The sequence below is a fragment of the Microbacterium sp. LMC-P-041 genome, from assembly GCF_030209555.1.
Taxonomy (GTDB): Bacteria; Actinomycetota; Actinomycetes; order Actinomycetales; family Microbacteriaceae; genus Microbacterium.
The window spans coordinates 394,716-417,207 of sequence record NZ_JARVRV010000004.1 but is presented as its reverse complement, the minus strand read 5'-3'; the positions used below and the strand labels follow the sequence as shown (position 1 = coordinate 417,207).

The window sequence follows — 22,492 nt, the reverse complement described above, 5'->3', positions numbered from 1 at the left end:
TTCCGTCTTTCGTGTCAGTGGCCCTGGAGGACCGGATAGTCGTCTGCGAGGACAAGATCGTCGGCCCGCGCCTGAGCACGGCGCCGGTGGTGACCGAGCGTGAACAGGGGGTGCTGCAGCGCGCTCGACCCGCTCTCGGCGAGTTGCGCCAACACTCGCCCGTAGGCGGGCGAGAACTTGAAGCCGTTGCCGGAGAATCCGGCTCCGATGATGGTCCGGCCCGACTCGGAGACGTCGAGGATCGGGACATGATCGGCCGTCGCCGACTCCGGGTGGATGGACGACCGGACCACCTCGGGCAGGATGCCGGGGAACATCCGGGTGGCGATCGCCGTGCATCTCCGCAGTTGCTCACGCGACAGATCGCGGGGATCTGTGTCGGGGTCCTCGATCGTGTCGATGCGGGTCGTGGGGGCGATCTTGACCGAGTAGCCGTCGAGTGTGGGGACCCCGAAGGCATGGTCGCCGTCCAGGTCCCGCATCCAGCATGGGAAGCGATCCGGGGTGAACTGGCTGATGTCCTCCGGCATGAACCACGTGAGCGGTATGGCGATGGCGCTCACCAGATCGCGCACCTCCGGCACGATCCTCGTCGTCCACGCACCGGTCGTCACGATCACCTTCTGCGCGTGGACGATCCCCTCGGATGTCGAGATCACGACACCGCTCTCGTGCTCATCGATGCCGAGCACCGGAGTGTTGTACAGGATCTCCGCCCCGCGCCTGATCGCGGCCCGCTGCGCGGTCGCCACCGCCAGCTCCGAGCGCAAGCCGCCGCCCAGCAGGTCCATGATCCCGATGTCGCCGTCCTCGACGGTGAACTGCGGATACTCCCGGCGGAGCTCTGCGGCATCGAGGAACCGGTGCGGCAGATCGCCCTCCACGATCGACCGCTGCGTGGACTCGAGGAATGGATGACCCTCCGGCGCGATCGCGAGGACGCCGGTCTTCAGCAGCAGCTGGCGGCCGGTCTCACGCTCCAGCTCGGTCCACAGCGCCCTGGCCTCGAGAGCAGCGGCCGTGTAGAGCGCGCCCTCCTTGTTCGCCGCACGGAACAGACGCGACTCGCCGGCGAAGGCCGCGTGGCCGTGCGCCGGTCCGTACTGCTCGATGCCCAGCACGGACATCCCCGTCGATCTCGCGAGGTGCCACAGCGCCATCGATCCCATGGAGCCTGCACCCACCACCGCGACGTCGACGGTCCGGATCACCTCTGCCGCACTCATGCGAGAGCCGGCTCGGTCCACAGGTTCAGCTTCTGGCCGATGCCGCGCTCAAGGGCGTTGCGATACACCTTCGTCCCCCACGCGACGTCCTCCACCGGCATCCCGCCGACCGACATGATGACGATCTCGTCGTCGCTCTGCCGACCGGGCCGCTTTCCGGAGACGACATCGCCGATGTCGACGAGCTCGTCACGTGAGAGCTCCCCGGCCTTCACGAGATCCATCCACTTCTGCCCGACCATCGGAATGTACTCGAACGACGGCTTCGGGAACTCCTCGTACCAGGTCTCGTACAACCCGTACGCATCGACGACCTTCGTGATGTCGCTGTCCAGCAGCGAGTCGTCGGTGTTGCACAGGGACGGCATCGCGAAGAACGCCCCCGGCGTGATCCACTCCCGCTGGATCGTGGGGTAGCTCTCCGAGCCGCCGGCACCGGTGCCCGTGGTGCAGAAGCTCACCAGGTCGCTGCCCCGGACGACGTCTTCGATCGAGTCGACGACTTCGATCGTGGTGATCGTCGGGAACTCCTCGCGCACCCACTCCTGGAAGCGCGCGAGGCTCTCCGCCCCTCGCCCCTTGATCTTCAGCGTGTCGATCAGCGGGCACGCATCCATGAAGGCCAGGAGCACCGTACGTGCCATGACGCCGGGCCCGGCGATCCCCGCGACACGCGAGTCCTTGCGGGCGAAGTGCCGCGCACCGACCCCCGGCACGGCGCCGGTCCGGTATGCCGACAGCAGGTTCGCCGACATGAACGCGAGTGGCGCCCCGGTGTCGGTGTCGTTGAGCGTGAACATGAGGATCGACCGTGGCAGACCCTTCTCGCGGTTGGCGATGTTGGATCCGTACCACTTGACGCCAGTCGTCTGGAAGTCTCCGCCGAGGTACGCCGGCATCGCCATGAACCGTCGATCCTCAGTGGGCACCGGCATGTTCGGGAACGGCGACGCCTCAGGGAACGTCATCATCGCGCCGTGCGAGTCGTTGCTCTCACCGGTCATGCGGTAGTCGCCGGCGGCGAACAGTGCGAACATCTCCTCCATGGTGTCGACGCACTGGTGCATATCAGTCACTCCGGCCGCGATCATGTCGGCTTCGGAGAGGTAGAGGAAATCCACGTGGGGCAGGGGCATGACGGTCCTTCTCGTCGAGGGGGTGGGGGAGAGTGTGTCGGTCGCGCTCATGATGCGCCTCAGCCGGCGATGGCGTCGGTGAGCTTGACGTATGCCGCGGGCCTGCGGGCTCTGATCCACGCGGCCTGGGCGTACCCGATGAGGGGGAAGACGATCACCAGCCCGAGCAGACTCCAGCTGACCGCGCCGAACACCGGGGCGCCTGTGGCATCCGCATCGCCGACCATGATCGGGAAGTAGACGACGATCATGACCACGGAGAGCACCAGACCGATGAAACCGAGCACGGGGGCGATCACGGTGTTCCAGATCCTCCGGTCCTTGCGTGTCCTCGCGAAGTAGACGATGACCGCGATCGAGGTGACCGCCATCAGGAGGGCGATCGCCACGGTCGCGACCCCGGCGAACCAGGTGAACACCTGCAGCACCGGGTCGAGCTGCAGAACGGCGAACAGCGCGACGAGGACGATCGCGGTGATGCTCTGCACGAGCGAGGACACGTGCGGAGACATGTGCCGGGGGTGCACGGCGCCCACCCGGTCGGGCAGCACGCCGGCGCCTGACATGGAGTACTGGTAACGGGCGACGACGTTGTGGAACGACAGCACGCAGGCGAACATCGCGGTGATGAGGAGGATGTTCGTGATGATCTCGCCGGTGGCGCCGAGGTACGCCGACATCGTGCGGAGGATGAGCGTTCCCGGGTCGGCCGCGGCCTCCTCCAGGATGTTCGAGGGACCCCACGCCATGACGAGGCCCCATGAGGCGAGGGTGTAGAACACGCCGACGCCGATCACGGCCATATAGGTGGCGCGGGGGATCGTGCGGTCGGGATCGCGCGCCTCGCTGCGGAAGACGGCGGTCGCCTCGAACCCGATGAAGGCGGCGATCGCCATCATGAGGCCGACGCCGGGGGAACCGCTCGCGACGTTCTTCGGCTCGAACGGTGCCAGGCTCAGACCTTCGGGGCCGCCGGAGATCACGACCGCCGCTACGAGAAGGAGGACGATTCCGACCTCGGCGCAGAGCAGGACGCCGAGCACTTTGCTGGACAGATCGATGTGGCGATAGCCGAGGAACCCGACGAGCGCGACGACGGCGATCGAGTACAGCCACCATGGGAGCGTGATGCCGAACCCCTCGAAAGTGAAGCTCAGCACGTAGCCCATGTACCCGTACACGGACACCTGGATCGTCGTGTACGTGAGCATCGCGATCCAGGCGGACGCGAGACCGGTCGAGCGTCCGAGGCCGTATCCGACGTAGGTGAAGAACGCCCCGGGGTTGGGGACGTGCTTGGCCATCGCGGAGACGCCGACGGCGAAGAGCACGAGAACGACGGCGCTGATCGCATACAGCGCCGGGAAGCCCGACCCGTTGCCGAGCAGGATGCCGAGTGGGGCGGACCCGCCGATGACAGTCAGGGGCGAGGCGGCGGCGACCACCATGAAGACGATCGCGGTAGCACCGAGCGATCCCGACAGGACCTTCTTCGGGGAGGTCTCGGTGGCGCTGGGTTGAATCTGGACCATGTGCAAACCCTTCGGAGAGAAGCGGAGTGGAGCGGTTCCCCCACCCTGCCGCGGCGGGATTTCCCACCCGTCTCGCCGGAGTGACGTCTGCGTTCGCCGCGAACGGGACGCCGGAACTCCGGCCGTCTCATTCGGGTGACATCTGCGTGAAACATCGCAGACGCGCTCCGGCAACAGGCCGCTCGTAGCCTCCTCCCATCACGAGACAGGCGGAGGCCCCATGTCTGCACTGGAAGAGGCGATCGAGCGCCCGCAGACCGTGCGCTCGTTCGCCGCCCGCTCGCCGTTGCACGGACTGGACAGACACACCGTGGGTTTCGCCGACATCCTCGCGCAATCGGTCGCGGCCGTCGCCCCAGCCGCCGCCTCGGCGATGGCGGTGCTGCTGGTGGCGGACCTGGCGGGCGGCGCCACCGTGCTCGTGATGGCCCTCGCCATGATCATCACGTTCCTGGTCGCTCGGACGATCAACCAGTTCACTCGTCGGTTCGCCGCCAGCGGCTCCCTGTACACCTACGCGGCGCGCGGACTCGGCGCGGCGGGCGGACTCGCGACCGGTGCAGCGATCCTCGTCGGGTATGCCTTCATCTCGATCTTCGCTCTTCTGGGCGGCGCCCATTATGCGACCATGCTCGTGACCCGACTGTGGCCTCAGCTCGCCGCGACGCCGATCGCCCTGGGCGCTCTCGTCGTCGAAGCAGCGGTGCTCACGATCGTCCTCGTGCGCGGCATCCGCCTCTCATCCCGGGTCGCGCTCGTCGTCGAACTCATCTCCGTCGCGCTGATCCTGTCGCTGATGATCGTGCTCCTCGAGCACATCGGGCCGCTCCAACCGGCGGCGATCTTCTCGGCCGACGGCATCTCCGTGGCCGGCGTCGCCGGCGGTGCCGTTCTCGCGATCACCGCGTTCGTGGGGTTCGAGAGCTCCGCGACGCTCGGCGTCGAGGCCCGCTCGCCGCTGAAGAACATCCCTCGCGCCATCGTGTGGAGCGTCGGCGTCGCCGGAGTGTTCTACCTCATCGCCGCCTACACGCAGATCGCAGGAGCCGCCGCGATCGGGGGGACGGCATCGGTCGCGCTCCTCGACGATCTCGCGTCGCGTTTCGGCCTCTCCGCATGGGCCGCCGTGGCGGACGTCGGCATCGCCACCTCGGGTCTGGCCTGCGCGATCGCCTCGACGACCGCCCTCACCCGTATCGTGTTCGCGCTCGCCCGCGACGGCGTCCTCCCCGCCCGACTCGGCCGCACGCACGGGCGCCACCGCACCCCGATCGGCGCGGTCGTCGTCGCGGTCCCGCCGATCGTCCTCGCACCGCTCGTGATCGTCGCGGCCGGCGTGTCACCGTGGGACGCGATGAAGGCCGTCCTGCTGATCTCGGCAGCGGGCTACATCGTCGCCTACGTGCTGGTCTGCATCTCCGCTCCCCTGTTCCTGCGCCGTATCGGGGAGGTCACCGTCGGTTCCATCATCGCCGCCGTCAGCGCGGCGGCGGCGCTTGCGGCATGCCTGACGGTCTATCTCGTCGCGGAGGCGGCCGCGGGAAACCCCGGGGTCTGGTTCGCCCTCGGCTTCGCCCTGATCGCCGCGGTACTGATCCGGTGGCGACGGCGCTCGCCTCTCGGCGAGGTCGGGCGCTACGACGAGCCGGTCGCCGCCCACGTTCTCGGCGGCGTGGCCCGCACCGGCGGCGGCAGCGCACACGGGGGCGAACCGGGGGACGCCGACGGATGACGGCTGGCGACGCGGTATCGATCACGGCCCGACAGCCCGCCGCCATCCACAGCGCGCTGTCGATGCTGGAGGCCGTCGCTGCGATGGGTGCCGGCGTCACAGCGCGGCAGCTGGCCGACCGGCTCGGGATGCCGCGTGCGACCACCTATCGCCTGCTCAACCTGCTGGTGCAGGACGAGTACCTCGTCCGGACGCCGGATCTCACCGGATTCGCCCTGGGCACGAAGGTGGCGCTGCTGGCCGGCAGCATCGGCGTCGAACGCATCCCGCGCGCCGCACGGGACGTGCTCGAGCGCACCAGGGCGAGCGCGAGGGGCGGCATCCACCTCGTGCTCTATCGTGACGACCGGGTCGTCGTCGCCGATGAGGACCCCGACTTCCCCCTCTCGAATCGGCAGGGCCTGCAGCAGGAGCCCACCCGCTACGCCCTCGGCCTGCTGCCCCTGGTCGTGCGCGGGGAGACCGCCGCCGGTGACCTGGTCTCCGAACTCCGCTCGCAGGGGGTGATCCGCGCCCGCGACGGTCAGCGTGGCTGCCTCGTCGCGCCGATCACCGATGCCTCCGGCACGCTCGCCGGAGCACTCTCCTACTCGGGCCCGCGCCGGCAGATCGACAGCTCCGACTCGATCGCGCTCTCCCTCATCGCGGCCGCACGGGAGCTCGGGCCGCTCCTGACGTAGACCCCGCTGTCCGCCCGGGCCGATGGCCACGGCATCCCCCGGTAGACTGGCCATGCCCCGCCGGCCCCTCATCTAGGAGTGCGCGTGACCACCGCCCCTGCACCTGCCCACAAGCACGTCCCCGACTCCGTCGAGAACGCCACCGCGACTCCGGAGAAGGAGCAGCCGTACGCAGCGCTGGGCCTCAAGGACGACGAGTACGCCCGCATCAAGGAGATCCTGGGCCGCCGCCCGACCTCCGGCGAGCTGGCGATGTACTCGGTCATGTGGTCGGAGCACTGCTCGTACAAGTCGTCGAAGAACTACCTGCGCCGCTTCGGTCAGAAGGTCTCCGACGAGATGAAGGAACGCCTCATGGTGGGCATGGGCCAGAACGCGGGCGTCATCGACGTCGGCGAGGGCTGGGCCGTCACCTTCAAGGCCGAGAGCCACAACCACCCCAGCTTCATCGAGCCGTTCCAGGGCGCCGCGACCGGCGTCGGCGGCATCGTCCGCGACATCATCTCGATGGGTGCACGTCCGGTCGCGGTCATGGACGCCCTCCGCTTCGGCGCGATCGACCACCCCGACACCGCTCGCGTCGTGCACGGCGTGACCAGCGGCATCAGCTTCTACGGCAACTGCCTGGGTCTGCCGAACATCGGGGGCGAGACGGTCTTCGACTCCGTCTACCAGGCCAACCCGCTCGTCAACGCGCTCGCGGTCGGCGTGCTCCGCCACGAGGACCTCAAGCTCGCCAACGCGACCGGCGTCGGCAACAAGGTCGTGCTGTTCGGCGCCCGCACGGGTGGCGACGGCATCGGCGGTGCCAGCATCCTGGCATCCGACTCGTTCGACAGCACCGGACCCACCAAGCGCCCCGCGGTGCAGGTGGGCGACCCGTTCGCCGAGAAGGTGCTCATCGAGTGCTGCCTCGAGCTCTACCGTGACGAGCTGGTCGAGGCCATCCAGGACCTCGGCGCAGCCGGCATCTCGTGCGCGACCAGCGAGCTCGCGGCCAACGGCAACAGCGGCATGAAGGTCTCGCTCGACAACGTGCTGCTGCGCGACCCGTCGCTCACGGCCGAGGAGATCCTCATGTCGGAGTCGCAGGAGCGCATGATGGCGATCGTCGCTCCCGAGAAGCTCGACGCGTTCCTCGCCGTCGTTGAGAAGTGGGACGTCGAGACGTCGGTCCTCGGTGAGGTCACCGGCGACGGCCGCCTCATCATCGACTGGCAGGGCGAGCGCATCGTCGACGTCGACCCCTCGACCGTCGCGGTCGACGGCCCGGTCTACGACCGCCCGGTCGCGTACCCGACGTGGATCGACGCACTGCAGGCGGATGCCGCCGAGAACCTTCCGCGGTCGAACGACCCCGAGGTGCTCCGCGAGCAGTTCCTCGACCTGGTCGCGTCGCCGAACCTCGCCGACACCCGCTGGATCACCAACCAGTACGACTACTACGTGCTCGGCAACACGGCCCTGTCGTTCCCCGATGACGCCGGCATGATCCGCGTCGACGAGGAGTCGGGACTCGGCTTCGCGATCTCGACCGACGCCAACGGACGCTACTGCCAGCTCGACCCTTACGCCGGTGCGCAGCTCGCACTCGCCGAGGCGTACCGCAACGTCGCCGTCACGGGTGCCGTTCCAACCGCGATCACCGACTGCCTGAACTTCGGTTCTCCCGAGAACCCCGAGGTCATGTGGCAGTTCGGGCAGACCGTCGACGGTCTCGCCGACGGATGCTACGAACTCGGCACCCCGGTCACCGGCGGCAACGTCTCGTTCTACAACCAGACCGGCGACGTGCCGATCCACCCGACCCCGCTCGTCGGCGTGCTCGGCATCATCGACGACGTCTCGCGCCGCATCCCCTCGGGATGGCAGGACGAGGGTCAGAACATCTACCTGCTCGGCACGACCTCGACCGAGCTCTCGGGTTCGGCGTGGGCCGAGACCGTGCACCAGCACCTCGGCGGACTGCCCCCGAAGGTCGACCTCGCGGGCGAGAAGCGCCTCGCGGGTCTGCTCGGAGCCGCCCGTGACGAGTGGCTGATCTCGTCGGCGCACGACGTGTCGGAGGGTGGCCTCGCGCAGGCCCTCGCCGAGGGCGTCTCGCGCTTCGGGGTCGGCGCACGCGTCTGGCTGAACGAGATCATCGAGCGCGACGGTGTGGATGCGGCATCCGCCCTCTTCTCGGAGTCGACGGGCCGCGTCATCGTCACCGTTCCGCGTGAAGACGACGTCAAGTTCCGCGGACTCTGCGAAGGCCGCGACTACCCGGTGATGCGCATCGGCGTGACCGACTCCGAGGGCGACAAGCTCGAGGTGCAGGACGTCTTCACCGTGCCGATCGCCGAGATCCGCGAGCGTTCGCAGGCCACCCTGCCCGCCGCCTTCGGCCCCACGGTCACCGAGCCGGTCAGCGCATGAGCGGCGACGGTCTGAGCGAGGACTACGGCGATCTCGGCGAGAAGCGCAATCGCCGCATGCGCATCGTCGCCTGGACCGTCATCATCGCCCTCATCCTGGGTGGCGGCGGCGCGACAGTCATCACGCTGATCCTGGGCTGAATCGAGTTCTTCTCGGGTCTCTTTCCGACGCTGGTTCGGGGTGCCCGGCGGCACTCCGGCGACCCCGGCCCTATCGCGGCGTGTCGGCGACCGGGTCCGAACCTGCGCCCGGCCGGCCTCGCGGCATCCACTTCTGCACCGGCATCCGTCATCCGGGTTTCTTCACACTCCCCGGAGCTCGGCCTCGCAGTGTAGGTACCCCCGCGAAGGATCCGAGGCATCACAGATCCATTGGGGGATGCCATGACCGAAGCCAAGCTCGACCTGATCGCCAAACTGCTCGCCAAGGCCGAGAGCACGACGCCCGAAGAGGCCGAGGCTCTGACCGAGCACGCCGAGCGCCTGATCGTGAAGTACGGGATCGAGCAGGCGCAGATCGACGAAAGACGGGGACTCCTGGGGCAGACGCGCGAGCAGATCGTCACCGAGAGGATGCTGTTCCGCGGCGTCTACGCGAAGGACCTTCGTGAGATCGGCATCGGCGTGGCCTACGGGCTGGGTGCGGTGCGCCCGATCCTGGCGGAGTACCCGCCGATCGCCGGCCTGCTGCTGGTCGGGCACTCGTCGGATGTGACGCAGGTGCAGACGCTGACCGCCAGTCTGCAGGTGCAGGCCACGGTCGCGATGCGTGCGTGGTGGATCGCGCATCGCGATCTGTATGCCGGCCATCGCGAAGGGGTGAGACGTCGAGCGCGCAGCGGCTTCCTCCGGGGGTTCGCCGCGGGTGCCATGAACCGGATCGAGGAGAGTCGCCGCGCTGCGGTCGAAGAGAGCGGCTCGGGGACCGAGCTCGTTCTCACCTCGCGCCGGAGCCGAGTGGACGACGCGGTCGACGAGATGGCGACGACACACGCCCGGCGACGCCGCGGCGCGGATCCCGGCTCCTTCGCGCACGGCCACCGTTCGGGCCTGGAGGCTCAGACCGGCGGCGGCAGAGCGGTCTCGGCGCGATGACCACGCACGCGCCCGCTGCCGCTATCGCGAGAAGAGGAAGCGCGTCAGCCGAACGATCGCGTCGGTGTCGTGCTCGTCTCGAACGAGGGACTCGACGATGATCGCCCCGAGGATCGCCCGTCCCAGCTGCTCGACCGGTGCGTCCGGGGCGAGCTGCCCGTCGCGGATGCCGCCGCGGATGCGCTCGGCCAGGTACTTCTCGACGCCGAGGCTCTCACCGAGGTGCGCGCCGACTCCGGCGTCCTCGGTGGCGGCCGCCACGAGCGAGCGGAGAAGTGCCCCTCCCTCCGGCGCTTCGAGGATGGACAGCACGCTGCGCAGCCAGGTCTCGACATCGTCGGCGAGGTCTCCCGTGTCGGGAACCACGAAGTCGACGGGGATCAGGCGGCCCTCGGCGAGGCATTCGCCGATGAGGGCTCCGCGCGACGGCCACCACCGATAGATGGTCTGCTTGCCGACGCCGGCCTCTTTCGCGATTCCCTCGATCGTGAGACGGTCGTACCCCTGGTTATGGAAGAGGCGAGCGGTGGCGTCGAGGATCGCTTCACGGGCAGCCGTGCTGCGCACGGGTCCGCTCCGATGCTCGTTCACCACACGTTCAGGATAACCACAGAACACTAGACGAGACGCCCCGTATGATCTATTCGTCTGAAGGAGATCGTTGTGGCTTCACTGCTGTTCCGCCTGGGTTCGTTCGCTGCACGCAAGGCGTGGACGGTGATCGTCTCGTGGGTCGTCATCCTCGGCCTGGGTGTCGGCGCGTTCCTCACGCTCGGCGGCACGCTGAGCAACAGCTTCGACATCCCCGGCACCGCCTCGGGCGCTGTGACCGACCAGCTCGCCGAGAAGCTGCCCGACACCGCCGGCGGCACGGGCACGGTGGTCTATCAGACGACCGACGGCTCGGCTTTCACGGAGCAGCAGAAGCAGGAGATCTCCGCGCTCGCGAAGAGCGCCGAAGACCTCGACGGCGTGGCATCCGTGATCGACCCGTTCGACGCACAGCAGCAGCAGGCCGTGCAGGCGCAGGATCTCGCCGACGGCAAGGACCAGATCGAGGGTGGCCGGGCGCAGCTCGACGCCGGTCAGACGCAGCTCGACGAGGGTCGCACGCAGCTCGAGGCCGGTCTCGACCAGCTGACCACGGCTCGGTCGCAGGCAGAAGCGGGCGGCGCTCCGGCCCAGCAGCTCGCAGCACTGGATGCGCAGATCGAGACTCTGAACGCGCAGGCAGCCCAGCTCGATGCGCAGCAGAAGACCATCGACGACTCGCGCGCCGAACTCGATGCGAACGCCGAGAAGGTCGACCTCGGTTCCACGCTCCTCGACCTCACGAACGGCATCGGCGTCGTCTCGGAGGATGGCTCGACGGCCATCGTCAACGTCTCGTTCGAAGACCCCCGTCTCGAACTCTCCGAAGAGGTCAAGCAGGGCACGATCGAGCACTTCGAGTCCTCGCCGATCGAGGGCGTCGAGGTCGACTTCGGCACCGACATCGCGCAGGGCGTGCCCGAGATCTTCGGCGTCGGCGAAGCGATCGGACTCGCATTCGCCGCAGTCGTGCTGATCGTCATGCTCGGCACACTCATCGGTGCAGCACTGCCGATCGTGACGGCCGTCGTCGGCGTGGGCGTCGGCGTGACCGCATCTCTCGCCTTCTCGGGCGTCGTCGACATGGCATCCGTCACCCCCGTGCTCGGCGTCATGCTCGGTCTCGCCGTCGGCATCGACTACTCGCTCTTCATCGTGAACCGGCACCGCAAGCAGCTGCTCAACGGTGTTCCGGTTCGCGAATCCATCGGCCTCGCCACCGGCACCTCGGGAACGGCCGTGGTGTTCGCCGGCACCACGGTGATCGTCGCGCTGCTGGCCCTCAACGTCACCGGCGTTCCGTTCCTCGGACTCATGGGCACGGTCGGCGCGGTCTGCGTCGGCGTCGCCGTGCTCGTCGCCATCACCCTCGCCCCCGCGATCCTCGGTCTCGTCGGAACACGACTGCTCAGCGGCAAGGCTCGCTCCACGATCGGCCAGCCGCACGCCGCGGGCAAGCCCGTGAAGCGGATGTCCACGCTCCGCGCGATCGTCACCGTGCTCGTCAGCGTGATCGCACTGCTGATCGTCGCGATCCCGTCGATGTCGATGCGCCTCGGACTGCCCGACGGCGCGAGCGAACCGTCGGATTCGACCAGCTACCGCGCCTTCCACATCGTCGACGAGCAGTTCGGCGAAGGGGCGAACGGTCCGCTGCTCGTCACAGCCACCCTCGACGACGCGGTGAGCGACGACGACCTGCTCGCCACGCAGGTCGAGATCGCCCAGAAGATCGCCGACCAGGACGACGTCGTGGGTGTCGCCCCGATCGCGAACTCCGACGACAACACCCTGCTCGCGTTCCAGGTGCTCCCCGCCGAAGGCCCGAACAGCGCATCGACCGAGAAGCTCGTGCAGGACATCCGCGCCCTGCCGCAGCTCGACGGCGGCATCACCCTCGGCGTCGCCGGGCAGGCCGCGACCAACATCGACATCTCCGAGGCACTGGCCGCCGTCCTGCCGCTGTACCTCGTGGTCGTGGTCGGGCTCTCGCTGCTCATCATGATCGTCGTGTTCCGCTCGCTGCTCGTGCCGATCATCGCCACCGGTGGCTTCGTGCTCTCGCTGTTCGCGACCTACGGCCTGATCGTCGCCGTGTTCCAGTGGGGCTGGGGCGCCGACCTCATCGGCCTGGACAGCCCGGGGCCCATCCTCAGCTTCCTGCCCGTGATCCTCGTCGGCATCCTGTTCGGGTTGGCGATGGACTACCAGCTCTTCCTCGCCTCGGGGATGCGCGAGGCGTACGTGCACGGAGCCTCGGCACGGGATGCCGTCGCGCAGGGCTTCCGGGCCGGACGTTCGGTCGTCGTCGCCGCGGCGCTCATCATGGTGTCAGTCTTCGGCGGATTCATCTTCTCGGAGTCGACCATCATCCGCTCGATCGGCTTCGGCCTGGCGTTCGGTGTGCTGCTCGACGCCTTCGTCGTCCGGATGCTGCTCATGCCGGCGCTCATGCACCTGCTCGGCCGGTCGGCCTGGTGGCTGCCGCGGTGGCTCGACCGCATCCTTCCGAACGTCGACATGGAGGGTGCAGCGCTCGAGCGCGAGCACCCGGGAGTCAGGACCGACACGGTGCAGGTCGTGGCGAGCTCGGAGACGCCTGAGGCGCGCTGACGTCGCGGCAGTGGCTGTCGCTCGGATTGCCGCTCGGCGTCCCTGCGAAGGAGATCTCGCACAACGAAGGAGCCCATCCGAGGAATGCTCCTTCTGTGCGTGAGATCTCCTTCGGTATGTGAGATCCCCTGAGGGCGATGCTCCCGCCATTCGTGACCCAGCACGCCGTCTGCATCACCTCACCCGGATGGCCGGGGTGCCGGGACGCGTGGGTCAGGCGACCATCCCGCGCCAGATCGTCTCGACCGCAGCCCGCAGGCGAGCGGCCACCGCAGGGTCGTCCATCCGGTCGCCGCGCACGACGATCTGGTAGTACGCGGTGCCGGCTATCGCATCGAAGCACGCCTCGACGTCGAGGTCGGCCCGCAGCTCGCCACGGGAGATTCCCGCGCGCAACGCGTTCAGGAGCGGCACTCGTCGCCGCGACACGTGCGACTGCCAGTACGCCTTCTGCAGTGCGCGATCCGACATGACGAGTCGGATGCGCTGCCGGAATCGTTCCTCCGCATAGCCGGATGCCGCGACAGACAGCGCCACACCGGTGTCACCGAGACCGAACCCGTCGAACAGCGCCTCGCGCAGGTCGACTCGGTCCGGGTATTCGGGCGGAATGGTGCGTCCGACGTCGAGCGCCGCCGCGATCAGCGTCGTGAGCGACGGCCACCGCCGATACAGGGCAGCGCGACTGACTCCGCTCCGCGCGACGACGCGACTGACCGTGACGTCCTCGCCCGCATCGATGATCTCGAGCGTCGCGGCGACGATCTGCCCGTCCATGTCCTCATCGCGCGGACGGCCGGGGCGGCGGCGGACCGCAGCCCCGGCATCCGACGCGCCCGCAGACTTCGAGCCCACAGACTTCGCGCCCGCAGACGTCGAGCCCGCAGTTCCGACGGCGACCGGAACGGCACCGACAGCGTCACCCGCGCTCGCGACGCGAGCCTCCAGCTCCACGGTCGTCACGCGGCGAGCGCCCGCTCACGGAGCCGCGCGACAGTCGCATCCGACAGTCCCGCCGCTCGCAGCGGAGCGAGTGCATCGCCGTGCTGCGCGCGGAGGGTGTCGAGCAGGGTGCGCATCGACACCTCCATCGAACCCTCCAACAGCGACGACGTCGCACCGGCGGCATCTGCGTCGAAGCCGAGCGCCTTCCACATCGCGCCCATCACGGGTGCGGTGCGCTGCATGATCGCGACCATGTTGCCGCCGGTGAGGGCGTAGTCGGCGACGATGTCATCATCAGCCGCGCCGAGGGCGAGCAGCAGCATCGCCGCCACGACTCCGGTGCGGTCGCGCCCGGCCGCGCAGTGGAACGCCGCGGTTCCCGGCGTGTAGGCGATCACGTTCAGCGCGGTGACGAGCTGGGGTGCGGCGACCTCGACCATGCGCAGGTACATCCGGCCCATGGCGTCGTGGCTGAGCTCGGGAGCGTCGCGGTTCATCGACTCCCCGACATCCGCGATCAGCGGCAGGTGGTGGTACGCGACCGGGTAGTCGGCGAGCGGACCCCGCCCCGTGACCGAGACCTCGAGCGGCGAGCGCAGGTCGATGATCGCGGTGAGCCCTGCGGCTACGAGCTGCGACGCGATCTCGGTCGTGACGTAGGCGAGGTCATCCGTGCGGATCGCGAGACCCTCCCGCAGTACTCCCCCCTCGATCGGGATGCCGCCGAGGTCGCGCAGGTTCACGGGGGCGCTGAGCACCAGGTCGATGTCGGCGATGGTCATGTGATTCTCCTTCGGATGAGGGCGCTGCCCTGGTCGATCGCCGTGACGAGCACGATGATGCAGATGATGATGGCGCTGAGGTGGCCGTAGTCGTACATGCGCATGGCGGTGGTCAGCTCGAGGCCGATGCCACCGGCGCCGACGAGGCCGAGGATGGTCGCGCCGCGCACGTTGCCCTCGAACAGCAGCAGCGTGTAGGACGTGAGCAGCGGTGCGCTCTGCGGCAGGATGCCGTACTGGATGACCTGACGCTTCGAGGCACCGACCGCCTCCATGGCGACGACGGGTCCGCGGTCGACCTGCTCCATGGCCTCGGCGAAGATCTTGCCGATCGACCCGATCGAGCCGAGGGTCATGGCCAGGATGCCGGCGAACGGACCGAGTCCGACGGCCGAGACGAACATGAGCGCGAACACCAGGTCGGGCACCGAGCGGATGATGTTCATGACCCAGCGCGTCGGGTAGTAGACCCACTTCGGCGCGATGTTCGACGACGCCCCGAAGGCGACGAGCAGCGACAGCACGGCTCCGAGCACGGTGCCGACCACCGCCATCTGGAAGGTCTCGAGCAGCAGCGCGAGGATCGTGCCGATCTTCGAGAAGTCCGGCGGGAGCAGGCGCGACAGGAACTCGCCCATGTTGACCGCGCCGTCGCCCAGCTTGATGAAGTTGAACTCGGCGCCGTTGAACGACCAGATCAGCAGCAGGGCGGCGATCGGCAGCCCGAGCAGGAACCTCGCGCGCGGCACCCGGAACGCCCGCTCGAGCCGCGAGCGCTCGGCAGGGTCGAGGGTCGGCCTCGAGGTCGAGCGGTCGGTCGCGCCGGCGGAGGGGCCCGAAGGGGCGGCTGAGCCTGCTGACCCTGCCGTGGAGCGGGAGTCAGTGGTGAGCGTCATCGTCGTGCTCCTCGTCGTCGTAGAGCGGCGCAAGGGCCGCGGCATCCAGCTGCGAAGTGGCGCCGGCGACCAGCATCCGTCCGTGCCGCAGGCCGATGATGCGGTCGCTGTGCGCGAGGGCCAGCGGCAGCACGTGCAGGCTGACGAGCACGGGGATGCCGTCTTCGGTGGCGATCTCGCGCAGCAGACCGAGCACGGAGTCGGCGAGCTTCGGGTCGAGCGACGCGACCGGTTCGTCGGCGAGGATCACCTTCGGCTGCTGCATGAGAGCGCGGGCGATCGCGACGCGCTGCTGCTGTCCGCCCGACAGCGAGCGAGCAGGCTCGTTGGCCTTGTGCGCGATGCCGACGCGATCGAGCAGCTCGAGTGCGCGGCGACGGTGCGCGCTCGAGAAGCCGCCGACCAGATTGATGGAGCCCGCGCCGTGCAGGGCTCCGGCCAGCACGTTCGTCATGACGCTCAGGCGCGGGATGAGGTTGAACTGCTGGAACACCTGTCCGACATCCGACCGCAGGGTGCGCAGCTCGCCGCGCGCGAGATTGGTGACGTCGTGGCCGGCGACCCGCGCCGACCCTGCCGAGATCGGCGCGAAGCCCGTGAGACTGCGCATCAGGGTGGACTTGCCCGACCCCGAGGCGCCCAGCAGCGCGACCATCTCGCCCGGGAACAGGTCGAGATCGACGCCGTCGAGCACGGTGGTGGTGTCATACGCGACGCTGAGGTCGCGCACCGTGACGAGCGGCAGGGCCTGGCGCAGCTCGGCGGTCGGGGTGCGGAGCTCTTCCGCCGTCGGCGATCCCAGACCATCGGATGCCGTCTCGGCGCGTCGGGAGGCGACGTGCCGATCGGCGGACGCACCGCGCGCGTTCTCCAGCGAAGCGACGACGGGTGCGGGACTCGTCACTTGAGGTCCTTGAGCTCGACACCGGCGACCGCGGCGATCTCGGCGAACGAGGCGAACGACGAGCCGTCGGGGTCGACGGTCTGCTCGGCGGCGGCGAAGGCGCCGTACGCTCCGAGGCGCTCGGCGTTCTCGGGCGAGAAGACTTCGGCGATGCCCTCCTGGATGACCTTGCGGGTCTCGGCGTCGAGCGACTGACGTCCGAGCACAGCACCCTGGATGTCCATCGCCGGGCTCTCACCCACCGCACGCCACTCCCCGTCGGCGAACGGGAACATCGGCGCGCCGAGCTCGGTCAGCATGACGGCGGTGCAGGCGGCATCCACCTGTCCCTGCTCGAGCGCGGCGAAGCTGCCTTCGTGTCCGCCGGCGAAGATCGCCTCGTAGTCGGTGCCCTGCTCGAGGCCCGCCTCATGCAGCATGTACACCGGCATGAAGTAGCCCGAGCTCGACGCCTGGTCGGCGAAGGCGACGGTGTTGCCCTCGAGGTCCTCGACGGTCTGGATCGGCGAGTCGTTCAGCACCACACAGGTCGAGACGGGCTTGCCGTCGCCCTGGAAGGCGACGAGCGCGTCGACCTCGCCCGTGTTCACGGCGAGCGCCGAGGGGAAGCCGCTCATGATGCCGATGTCGACGTGGTCGGCGCGGATCGCCTCGACGACGCTGAGGTAGTCGGGAACATCGGTGATCTCAACGTCGCGGCCGGTGGCGTCTTCGAGCAGCTCGGCGAAGACCTCGACGGGGTTCTCGGCTGTGGGGTCGTCACCGACCGGGATCGTCGCGATCGTGAGAGGAGCGTTCGGGTCGGCGGGGGCCGCTTCGGCGGACGGGCTCTGGCAGCCGGTCAGGGCGAGGGCGGCGACGCCGAGGAGGCCGACGGCGGGCAGGGTGAGGCGGCGCATGATGACCTTTCGGGAGGAGGCGTTCCCGAATTCCGAGAACATGGGTATTCCAACTCGCGAAGGTGACAGGCAATTACGAGACCGCCGTACTCGAAACGGAACGCTGAGTGAACGGCTGGTGTCGGAGGTGCCGCCTAGAGTGTGCGGATGACGTCGGATGCCCGCTCACGCCTCGAGATGCTGCGCGCCGAGGCGACGGCGCGGGTCGCATCGACGGCGGCGACCCTCGCCGAGCTGATGCACGATCGCGAAGGCTCGAACGACGACGACGAGCACGACCCCGAGGGCGTCACACTCTCGTCCGAGTGGTCACGGCTGACCGGGCTCGCCGACGCGGCGGCATCCGAACTCCAGCAGGTCGACGACGCGATCGCACGACTGGATGCCGGCACCTACGGCGTCTGCGCGCACTGCGGCAGGCCGATTCCCGAGGCGCGACTCGAGGTGCGCCCGTTCGCCACGCACTGCGTCGCCTGCGCGGAGAAGCTCGGCCTCTGATCGGCGCCCCGGGGGCTCCATAACTCCGGAGATCCTGTGCACCCCCGCGAGGGCCGCCCGTCTTCTCGGCGCTTGCGAACGAACGTGGTCGCCTGCCAGTCCGGATCTCCGGAGTTGTGGAGCACACGCGCACGCAACCCCGGCCGCCCACGCCACACAGCCCGAGAAGTAGGCTGAGGGCATCATGGACGAGTTCATCCAGGGCTTCTGGAACTTCGCGGGGCACTACTGGTGGCTCGTCTTCCCCATCATGGGCATGGCCGGCGGCGCCGCGAAGGCGTGGGAGCGCAACTCGAAGCGTCGCCACGAACGTCGCATCGAGACCCTGCGACTGAAGGCCGAGATCAAGACGGCTCAGCTCGAAGCCCGCACCGGAAGGGCGAGGCAGGCGGGACCGGCGTTCGTCGACACTCGTGCTTCCGTCGCACCGAACACCCTGCTCGAGCGGCTCTTCTCCGAGCACGACGAGATCACCGCGCGGTGGCTCGACTACGAGCTCGACGTCGCGAAGCTCATCGCCTTCCCCGCCATGAGCGACGGACGCCAGCCTCTGGTCGCGGCGTTCCTTCGGGCCAAGAGGACGGCGGATGCGCTGCGCCCGCTCTCCGCTGACGCAGCCGTGACAGAGCAGCAGGTGTCGGAGTACCTCGACGCCGTCGGCGCGTACGCCGTCGCATTCGAGATCGCCGAGAAGGATGCCCGGCGGCTGCGCGACTCGACCTTCACCGAACCTGAGCGCAAGCGCCTCGACCGCGCGCAGCAACTGCTCAAGGTCGCCGTCGACGAGTCGGCCACCCAGGCCGAGCGCAACGTCGCCTACCGACGCGTGCGCGACGAGCTCGAGGGCCTGATCCTGCTGAGCGACGAGGCCGTGCAGGTGCTCGAGAAGCAGGTCGCGCGCGAGCTCCCCGCACATCCATCAGCGGGCACCGTCACGGATGCCGCATCGACGACGCCCGCCCGCGCTGCGGCCGCCTCCGATCCGGAGCCCGAGAAGATCCGGCTGCCGTCACCGACGACAGCTCCCGACTCCCCGGCCCGGACTGACGCGTCTGCACCCCTGCGCGCGAACACGAACGACGACAGCGAGAATCCCCGATGATCACGAGATTCGAAGAGCTCGACTGGCAGGAGACCCCGATCGGCGAGCTGACGCTGCGTCGCCGCACCGAACCCGCTGTCGGCCAGGAGATCTACGAGGTCAAGCTCGGTGACGAATACCTGATGTCGAGCCTGTTCACGGTGGCGGAGGAGGAGCTCTCGAATCTCGGCCTGGCCGCTGTCGCCGGCGATGACCTCTCTGTGCTGGTCGGCGGCCTGGGGCTCGGATACACGGCGGTCGCGGCGCTGCGTGACGACCGCGTGGCGTCGCTCACCGTGGTCGACCGGCTCGGCGCCGTGATCGGATGGCACCGACGGAAGCTGCTGCCCGTGTCGGCGGAACTCGTCGACGACCCGCGCACGAGCCTGGTCGAGGACGACTTCTTCGCCGTGGTCCGCGCAGCGCCCCCGGAGGGTCACCGCGGCTACTCTGCGATCCTGCTCGATGTCGACCACTCGCCGCGCCATCAGCTCGACCCCACGCACGCCGACCTCTATACCGCGGCCGGCCTGCGCGCCCTCGACCGGCACCTCGCCTCCGGTGGCGTCTTCGCACTGTGGTCGGATGATCCGCCCGACGATGCCTTCATGGACGAGATGCGTGCCGTGTTCGACGACGCCGTCGCCCACGTGGTCGACTTCGCGAACGCGGTCACCGGGGGGACGTCGTCCAACACCGTGTACGTCGGGCGCAGCCGCGGCGCAGCGGAGCCGACGTCGTGACCCCGAAGACGGTGGTCCTCACCGGCGCATCCGACGGGATCGGTGCGGCATCGGCACGCCAGCTCGCGGCATCCGGCCACCGACTCATCCTCGTCGGACGATCTATCGAGAAGACACGCGCTGTCGCCGCGGACACCGGGGCCGAGTGGTTCACCGCCGACTTCGCGCGACTCGACGACGTGCGCGAACTGGCGACGAAGATCGCGGATGCCGTGGGCGACGGCGGCATCGACGTGCTCGCGAACAACGCCGGCGGCATCTTCGGCGATCAGACCCCGACGGTCGACGGCTTCGAGAAGACGCTGCAGGTCAATCACCTGGCGCCGTTCCTGCTGACGAACCTGCTGCTGCCGCAGCTGCGCACCGGTCGCGCGGCGATCATCAACACCTCGAGCGTCGCGCACCGGCTGTTCGCCAAGCTCGACATCGACGACCTCGACAACCGCAAGGACTTCAGCGCGAACCGCGCCTACGGCGATGCGAAGCTCGCGAACGTGCTGTTCACGAGGAGCCTGCACACGAAGTTCCACGGCGAGGGACTCAGCTCGGTCGCCTTCCACCCCGGCACCGTGCAGACCAACTTCGCCTCGGACTCGAACACGCTCATGCGGTTCGTCTACCGCACCCCGCTCAAGCGACTGCTGCTCATCAGCAGCGAGAAGGGCGGCAGCACGCTCAGCTGGTTCGTCGAAGGCACCCCGGATGACACCTGGATCTCGGGCGAGTATTACGACGAGCGCGTTCTGACCCGGCGGGTGAACCCGATGATCGAGGATGCCGCACTGGCCGAGGCCCTGTGGCAGAAGAGCGCCGAACTCGTCGGGATCGACGCCGCCTGACCGCATCCTGATCGCCGGCCGTTCGCCCCGCTGTGTTGCGACCGGAACCACGAGCGGACGCAGCCGGACCGGTGGATCGACCCCCAGCAGGCAGGAGTATGCTGGCACACCGGGTCACATGACCCCTTCAGAGCGCGAGAGGCGGTGATGGCGATGTCCGGTGATAGTTGCGACGCCGCCTTCGTTGCGTCGCGTCTGACGGCATCCGTGCGTTGAGCTCCGGCTCCGCACCTGCACGTCCTGCTCCGCAGCCGTCGGCGGCGTCTTCCGCCCCCTGACGAATACTGCGCACGCCCCCTCTGACCCGGCGTGCGCCTGCGAGAACGGAGCCAGCCATGGCCCTCATCGACAACGGCGTGTACGTCCACGGACGTCGCGTGGAGACCCCGAAGAACCTCGACGAGACCTACCGGTCGCTCGATGCCCACGGCGGCATCGCCTGGATCGGCCTCTACCGACCGAGCCCTCAGGAGGTCGCCTCGGTCGCGCGCGAGTTCGACCTGCATCCGCTCGCCGTCGAGGATGCCCTCTCGGGTCACCAGCGGTCGAAGGTCGAGCGCTACGGTGACACGCTCTTCGCCGTGCTGCGCCCCGCCCGTTATCGCGACGAGCAGGAGTCGATCGAGTTCGGCGAGCTGCACCTGTTCGTCGGCCCCGACTTCGTGGTGACCATCCGGCACGCCGAGTCGCCCGACCTCGTGGGCGTGCGTCGTCGCATGGAGGCGCACCCCGACCTGCTCGCGATGGGCCCCGAGGCCGTGTTCTACGCGATCCTCGACGAGGTCGTCGACGGCTATGAGCCCATCGTCACGGGGCTGCTGAACGACATCGACGAGATCGAGGACCAGCTCTTCGGCGACAGCGACGACGACGCCCTCTCGCGGCGCATCTACGAGCTCTCGCGCGAGGTCATCAACTTCCAGCGCGCGGTGCACCCCCTCGCCGGGATGCTGGAATGGCTGCGCCGCGGATCCGAGAAGTACCGCATCGACGAAGAGCTGCAGCGCTCACTCCGCGACGTGCTCGACCACGTCATCCGCGTGAACGAGCGGGTCGACTCGTTCCGCGCGATCCTCGAGAACGCCCTCACGGTGCAGTCGGCTCTCGTCGCACGCCGGCAGTCGGATGCGAGCCTCGCCCAGAACGACGAGATCAAGAAGATCTCGTCGTGGGCGGCGATCATCTTCGCGCCCACCCTCGTCGGCACGGTCTACGGCATGAACTTCGACGTCATGCCCGAGCTGCACTGGGCGCACGGCTATCCGATGGCGATCGGCGCGATGGCCGCCTTCGCGGTCGCCCTCTACGGGGTGTTCAAGTACAAGAAGTGGCTGTGACCCGCGGCGGGCTCAGCGGTCGTCGCCGCTGAGCCTGTCGAGCAGCTCGTCGAGATCGTCGAACTCCAGGACCTCGACGTCAGCGGCATCCCGGTCGCGCACCTCGATGTTCGCGACTTCGAGGTCGTCGTCGAGCTGCACCAGGATCCGTGAGTCCGGGAACTGCTTGGGCGCATCGAAGGCGATCAGCACGGCATCGGCGAACACCACCACCGAGGTGGCTTCGAGGTCGTCGCGCAGGTCGACCTGCTCGATCACCGGCTCGTCGTCGACGGCCTCGTCGATGTCGTCGGCGACCTCGTCGATCACCGCCCGCCACCGGGTCTCGGACACCGACAGGATGCGGGTGATCGCCGCGATCAGCGCGTCGTCGTCGAGGGTCTCCTCGTCGTCCTCCAGCTCGGGGTCGACGTTGACGGTGACGACCGCGCCGGCGGCATCGATGGTGGCCCGTCCGTAGACGAGACCGTTCTCGGCGACCGGATCATCGAGCAGTCCGCTGTCGACGATGCGGGCGAGGAGAGTGTCGAGCAGTGGGGAGGACAT

21 protein-coding genes are annotated in these 22,492 nt (G+C 68.7%); 11 read left to right on the top strand and 10 right to left on the bottom strand.

Going from position 1 to position 22,492, the window contains the following annotated elements; translation table 11 throughout:
* Positions 1–14 precede the first annotated feature (14 nt).
* Genes solA through QRN21_RS08440 form a run of 3 tightly spaced genes read right to left on the bottom strand, consistent with a single transcriptional unit; the run spans position 15 to position 3,894 of the window.
* Positions 15–1,226 carry an N-methyl-L-tryptophan oxidase gene (solA, locus tag QRN21_RS08450; protein WP_072590479.1) on the bottom strand — a complete coding sequence of 404 codons (1,212 nt, stop codon included), beginning with the start codon at positions 1,224–1,226 and terminating at the stop codon, positions 15–17.
* Positions 1,223–2,362, bottom strand: coding sequence for an ornithine cyclodeaminase family protein (locus QRN21_RS08445; protein WP_056276002.1), 1,140 nt, complete (start codon positions 2,360–2,362; stop codon positions 1,223–1,225). The genes solA and QRN21_RS08445 overlap by 4 nt, the downstream gene beginning before the upstream one ends.
* 59 nt (positions 2,363–2,421) lie before the next feature.
* On the bottom strand, positions 2,422–3,894 hold the full coding sequence (locus QRN21_RS08440; RefSeq protein WP_285363653.1) for an APC family permease: 1,473 nt from the start codon (positions 3,892–3,894) through the stop codon (positions 2,422–2,424).
* Positions 3,895–4,114: 220 nt separating this feature from the next.
* Here QRN21_RS08440 and QRN21_RS08435 point away from each other — a divergent pair, with 220 nt between their 5' ends.
* The 5 genes from QRN21_RS08435 to QRN21_RS08415 all read left to right on the top strand — a co-directional run bounded on the left by QRN21_RS08435 (position 4,115) and on the right by QRN21_RS08415 (position 9,818).
* The gene (locus QRN21_RS08435; protein WP_285363652.1) at positions 4,115–5,626 is read left to right on the top strand and encodes an APC family permease; all 1,512 of its coding nucleotides are present in this window, start codon (positions 4,115–4,117) and stop codon (positions 5,624–5,626) included.
* Entirely contained in the window at positions 5,623–6,306 is a 684-nt protein-coding gene (locus QRN21_RS08430; protein WP_187249056.1) for a helix-turn-helix domain-containing protein, read from the top strand. Before QRN21_RS08435 ends, QRN21_RS08430 begins: the two co-directional genes overlap by 4 nt.
* An 84-nt stretch (positions 6,307–6,390) precedes the next feature.
* A complete protein-coding gene (purL, locus tag QRN21_RS08425) occupies positions 6,391–8,724 on the top strand; it encodes a phosphoribosylformylglycinamidine synthase subunit PurL (protein ID WP_230101074.1) in 2,334 nt (777 codons plus the stop codon).
* Entirely contained in the window at positions 8,721–8,864 is a 144-nt protein-coding gene (locus QRN21_RS08420; RefSeq protein WP_171821968.1) for a hypothetical protein, read from the top strand. The genes purL and QRN21_RS08420 overlap by 4 nt, the downstream gene beginning before the upstream one ends.
* 243 nt (positions 8,865–9,107) lie before the next feature.
* Positions 9,108–9,818 carry a DUF2786 domain-containing protein gene (locus QRN21_RS08415; RefSeq protein ID WP_053098385.1) on the top strand — a complete coding sequence of 237 codons (711 nt, stop codon included), beginning with the start codon at positions 9,108–9,110 and terminating at the stop codon, positions 9,816–9,818.
* A 21-nt stretch (positions 9,819–9,839) separates the two neighbouring features.
* Here the strand turns inward: QRN21_RS08415 and QRN21_RS08410 are convergent, their stop codons facing one another.
* Positions 9,840–10,412 (bottom strand): TetR/AcrR family transcriptional regulator, encoded by a 573-nt coding sequence (locus tag QRN21_RS08410; protein WP_285363651.1) that lies wholly within the window; start codon positions 10,410–10,412, stop codon positions 9,840–9,842.
* Between the two features lie 69 nt (positions 10,413–10,481).
* Here QRN21_RS08410 and QRN21_RS08405 point away from each other — a divergent pair, with 69 nt between their 5' ends.
* Positions 10,482–13,022: an MMPL family transporter gene (locus tag QRN21_RS08405; RefSeq protein WP_285363650.1), complete on the top strand. Its 2,541-nt coding sequence runs from the start codon at positions 10,482–10,484 to the stop codon at positions 13,020–13,022.
* Between the two features lie 213 nt (positions 13,023–13,235).
* On the opposite strand, the gene QRN21_RS08400 is transcribed toward QRN21_RS08405, so the two are convergent.
* The 5 genes from QRN21_RS08400 to phnD are packed head-to-tail and all read right to left on the bottom strand — an operon-like array spanning position 13,236 to position 17,490.
* The gene (locus tag QRN21_RS08400; protein WP_285363649.1) at positions 13,236–13,985 is read right to left on the bottom strand and encodes a TetR/AcrR family transcriptional regulator; all 750 of its coding nucleotides are present in this window, start codon (positions 13,983–13,985) and stop codon (positions 13,236–13,238) included.
* Positions 13,982–14,749, bottom strand: coding sequence for a tyrosine-protein phosphatase (locus QRN21_RS08395; protein WP_053098382.1), 768 nt, complete (start codon positions 14,747–14,749; stop codon positions 13,982–13,984). The genes QRN21_RS08400 and QRN21_RS08395 overlap by 4 nt, the downstream gene beginning before the upstream one ends.
* Positions 14,746–15,645, bottom strand: a complete 900-nt coding sequence (phnE, locus tag QRN21_RS08390) for a phosphonate ABC transporter, permease protein PhnE (RefSeq protein WP_285363648.1) — start codon at positions 15,643–15,645, stop codon at positions 14,746–14,748. Before phnE ends, QRN21_RS08395 begins: the two co-directional genes overlap by 4 nt.
* The gene (locus tag QRN21_RS08385) at positions 15,629–16,549 is read right to left on the bottom strand and encodes a phosphonate ABC transporter ATP-binding protein (protein ID WP_233277276.1); all 921 of its coding nucleotides are present in this window, start codon (positions 16,547–16,549) and stop codon (positions 15,629–15,631) included. Before QRN21_RS08385 ends, phnE begins: the two co-directional genes overlap by 17 nt.
* The gene (phnD, locus tag QRN21_RS08380) at positions 16,546–17,490 is read right to left on the bottom strand and encodes a phosphate/phosphite/phosphonate ABC transporter substrate-binding protein (RefSeq protein WP_285363647.1); all 945 of its coding nucleotides are present in this window, start codon (positions 17,488–17,490) and stop codon (positions 16,546–16,548) included. The genes QRN21_RS08385 and phnD overlap by 4 nt, the downstream gene beginning before the upstream one ends.
* 105 nt (positions 17,491–17,595) lie before the next feature.
* On the opposite strand from phnD, the gene QRN21_RS08375 reads away from it, so the two are divergent.
* The 5 genes from QRN21_RS08375 to QRN21_RS08355 all read left to right on the top strand — a co-directional run bounded on the left by QRN21_RS08375 (position 17,596) and on the right by QRN21_RS08355 (position 21,946).
* On the top strand, positions 17,596–17,946 hold the full coding sequence (locus tag QRN21_RS08375) for a TraR/DksA family transcriptional regulator (RefSeq protein ID WP_053098380.1): 351 nt from the start codon (positions 17,596–17,598) through the stop codon (positions 17,944–17,946).
* Between the two features lie 184 nt (positions 17,947–18,130).
* Complete coding sequence (locus QRN21_RS08370) at positions 18,131–19,048, top strand: hypothetical protein (RefSeq protein WP_285363646.1); 918 nt, start codon at positions 18,131–18,133, stop codon at positions 19,046–19,048.
* Positions 19,045–19,770, top strand: a complete 726-nt coding sequence (locus tag QRN21_RS08365) for a polyamine aminopropyltransferase (RefSeq protein WP_285363645.1) — start codon at positions 19,045–19,047, stop codon at positions 19,768–19,770. The genes QRN21_RS08370 and QRN21_RS08365 overlap by 4 nt, the downstream gene beginning before the upstream one ends.
* Positions 19,767–20,609 (top strand): SDR family NAD(P)-dependent oxidoreductase, encoded by an 843-nt coding sequence (locus QRN21_RS08360; RefSeq protein WP_285363644.1) that lies wholly within the window; start codon positions 19,767–19,769, stop codon positions 20,607–20,609. Before QRN21_RS08365 ends, QRN21_RS08360 begins: the two co-directional genes overlap by 4 nt.
* A gap of 335 nt (positions 20,610–20,944) precedes the next feature.
* On the top strand, positions 20,945–21,946 hold the full coding sequence (locus tag QRN21_RS08355; RefSeq protein WP_053098377.1) for a magnesium and cobalt transport protein CorA: 1,002 nt from the start codon (positions 20,945–20,947) through the stop codon (positions 21,944–21,946).
* 12 nt (positions 21,947–21,958) lie between these two features.
* On the opposite strand, the gene QRN21_RS08350 is transcribed toward QRN21_RS08355, so the two are convergent.
* The gene (locus QRN21_RS08350) at positions 21,959–22,492 is read right to left on the bottom strand and encodes a hypothetical protein (RefSeq protein ID WP_053098376.1); all 534 of its coding nucleotides are present in this window, start codon (positions 22,490–22,492) and stop codon (positions 21,959–21,961) included.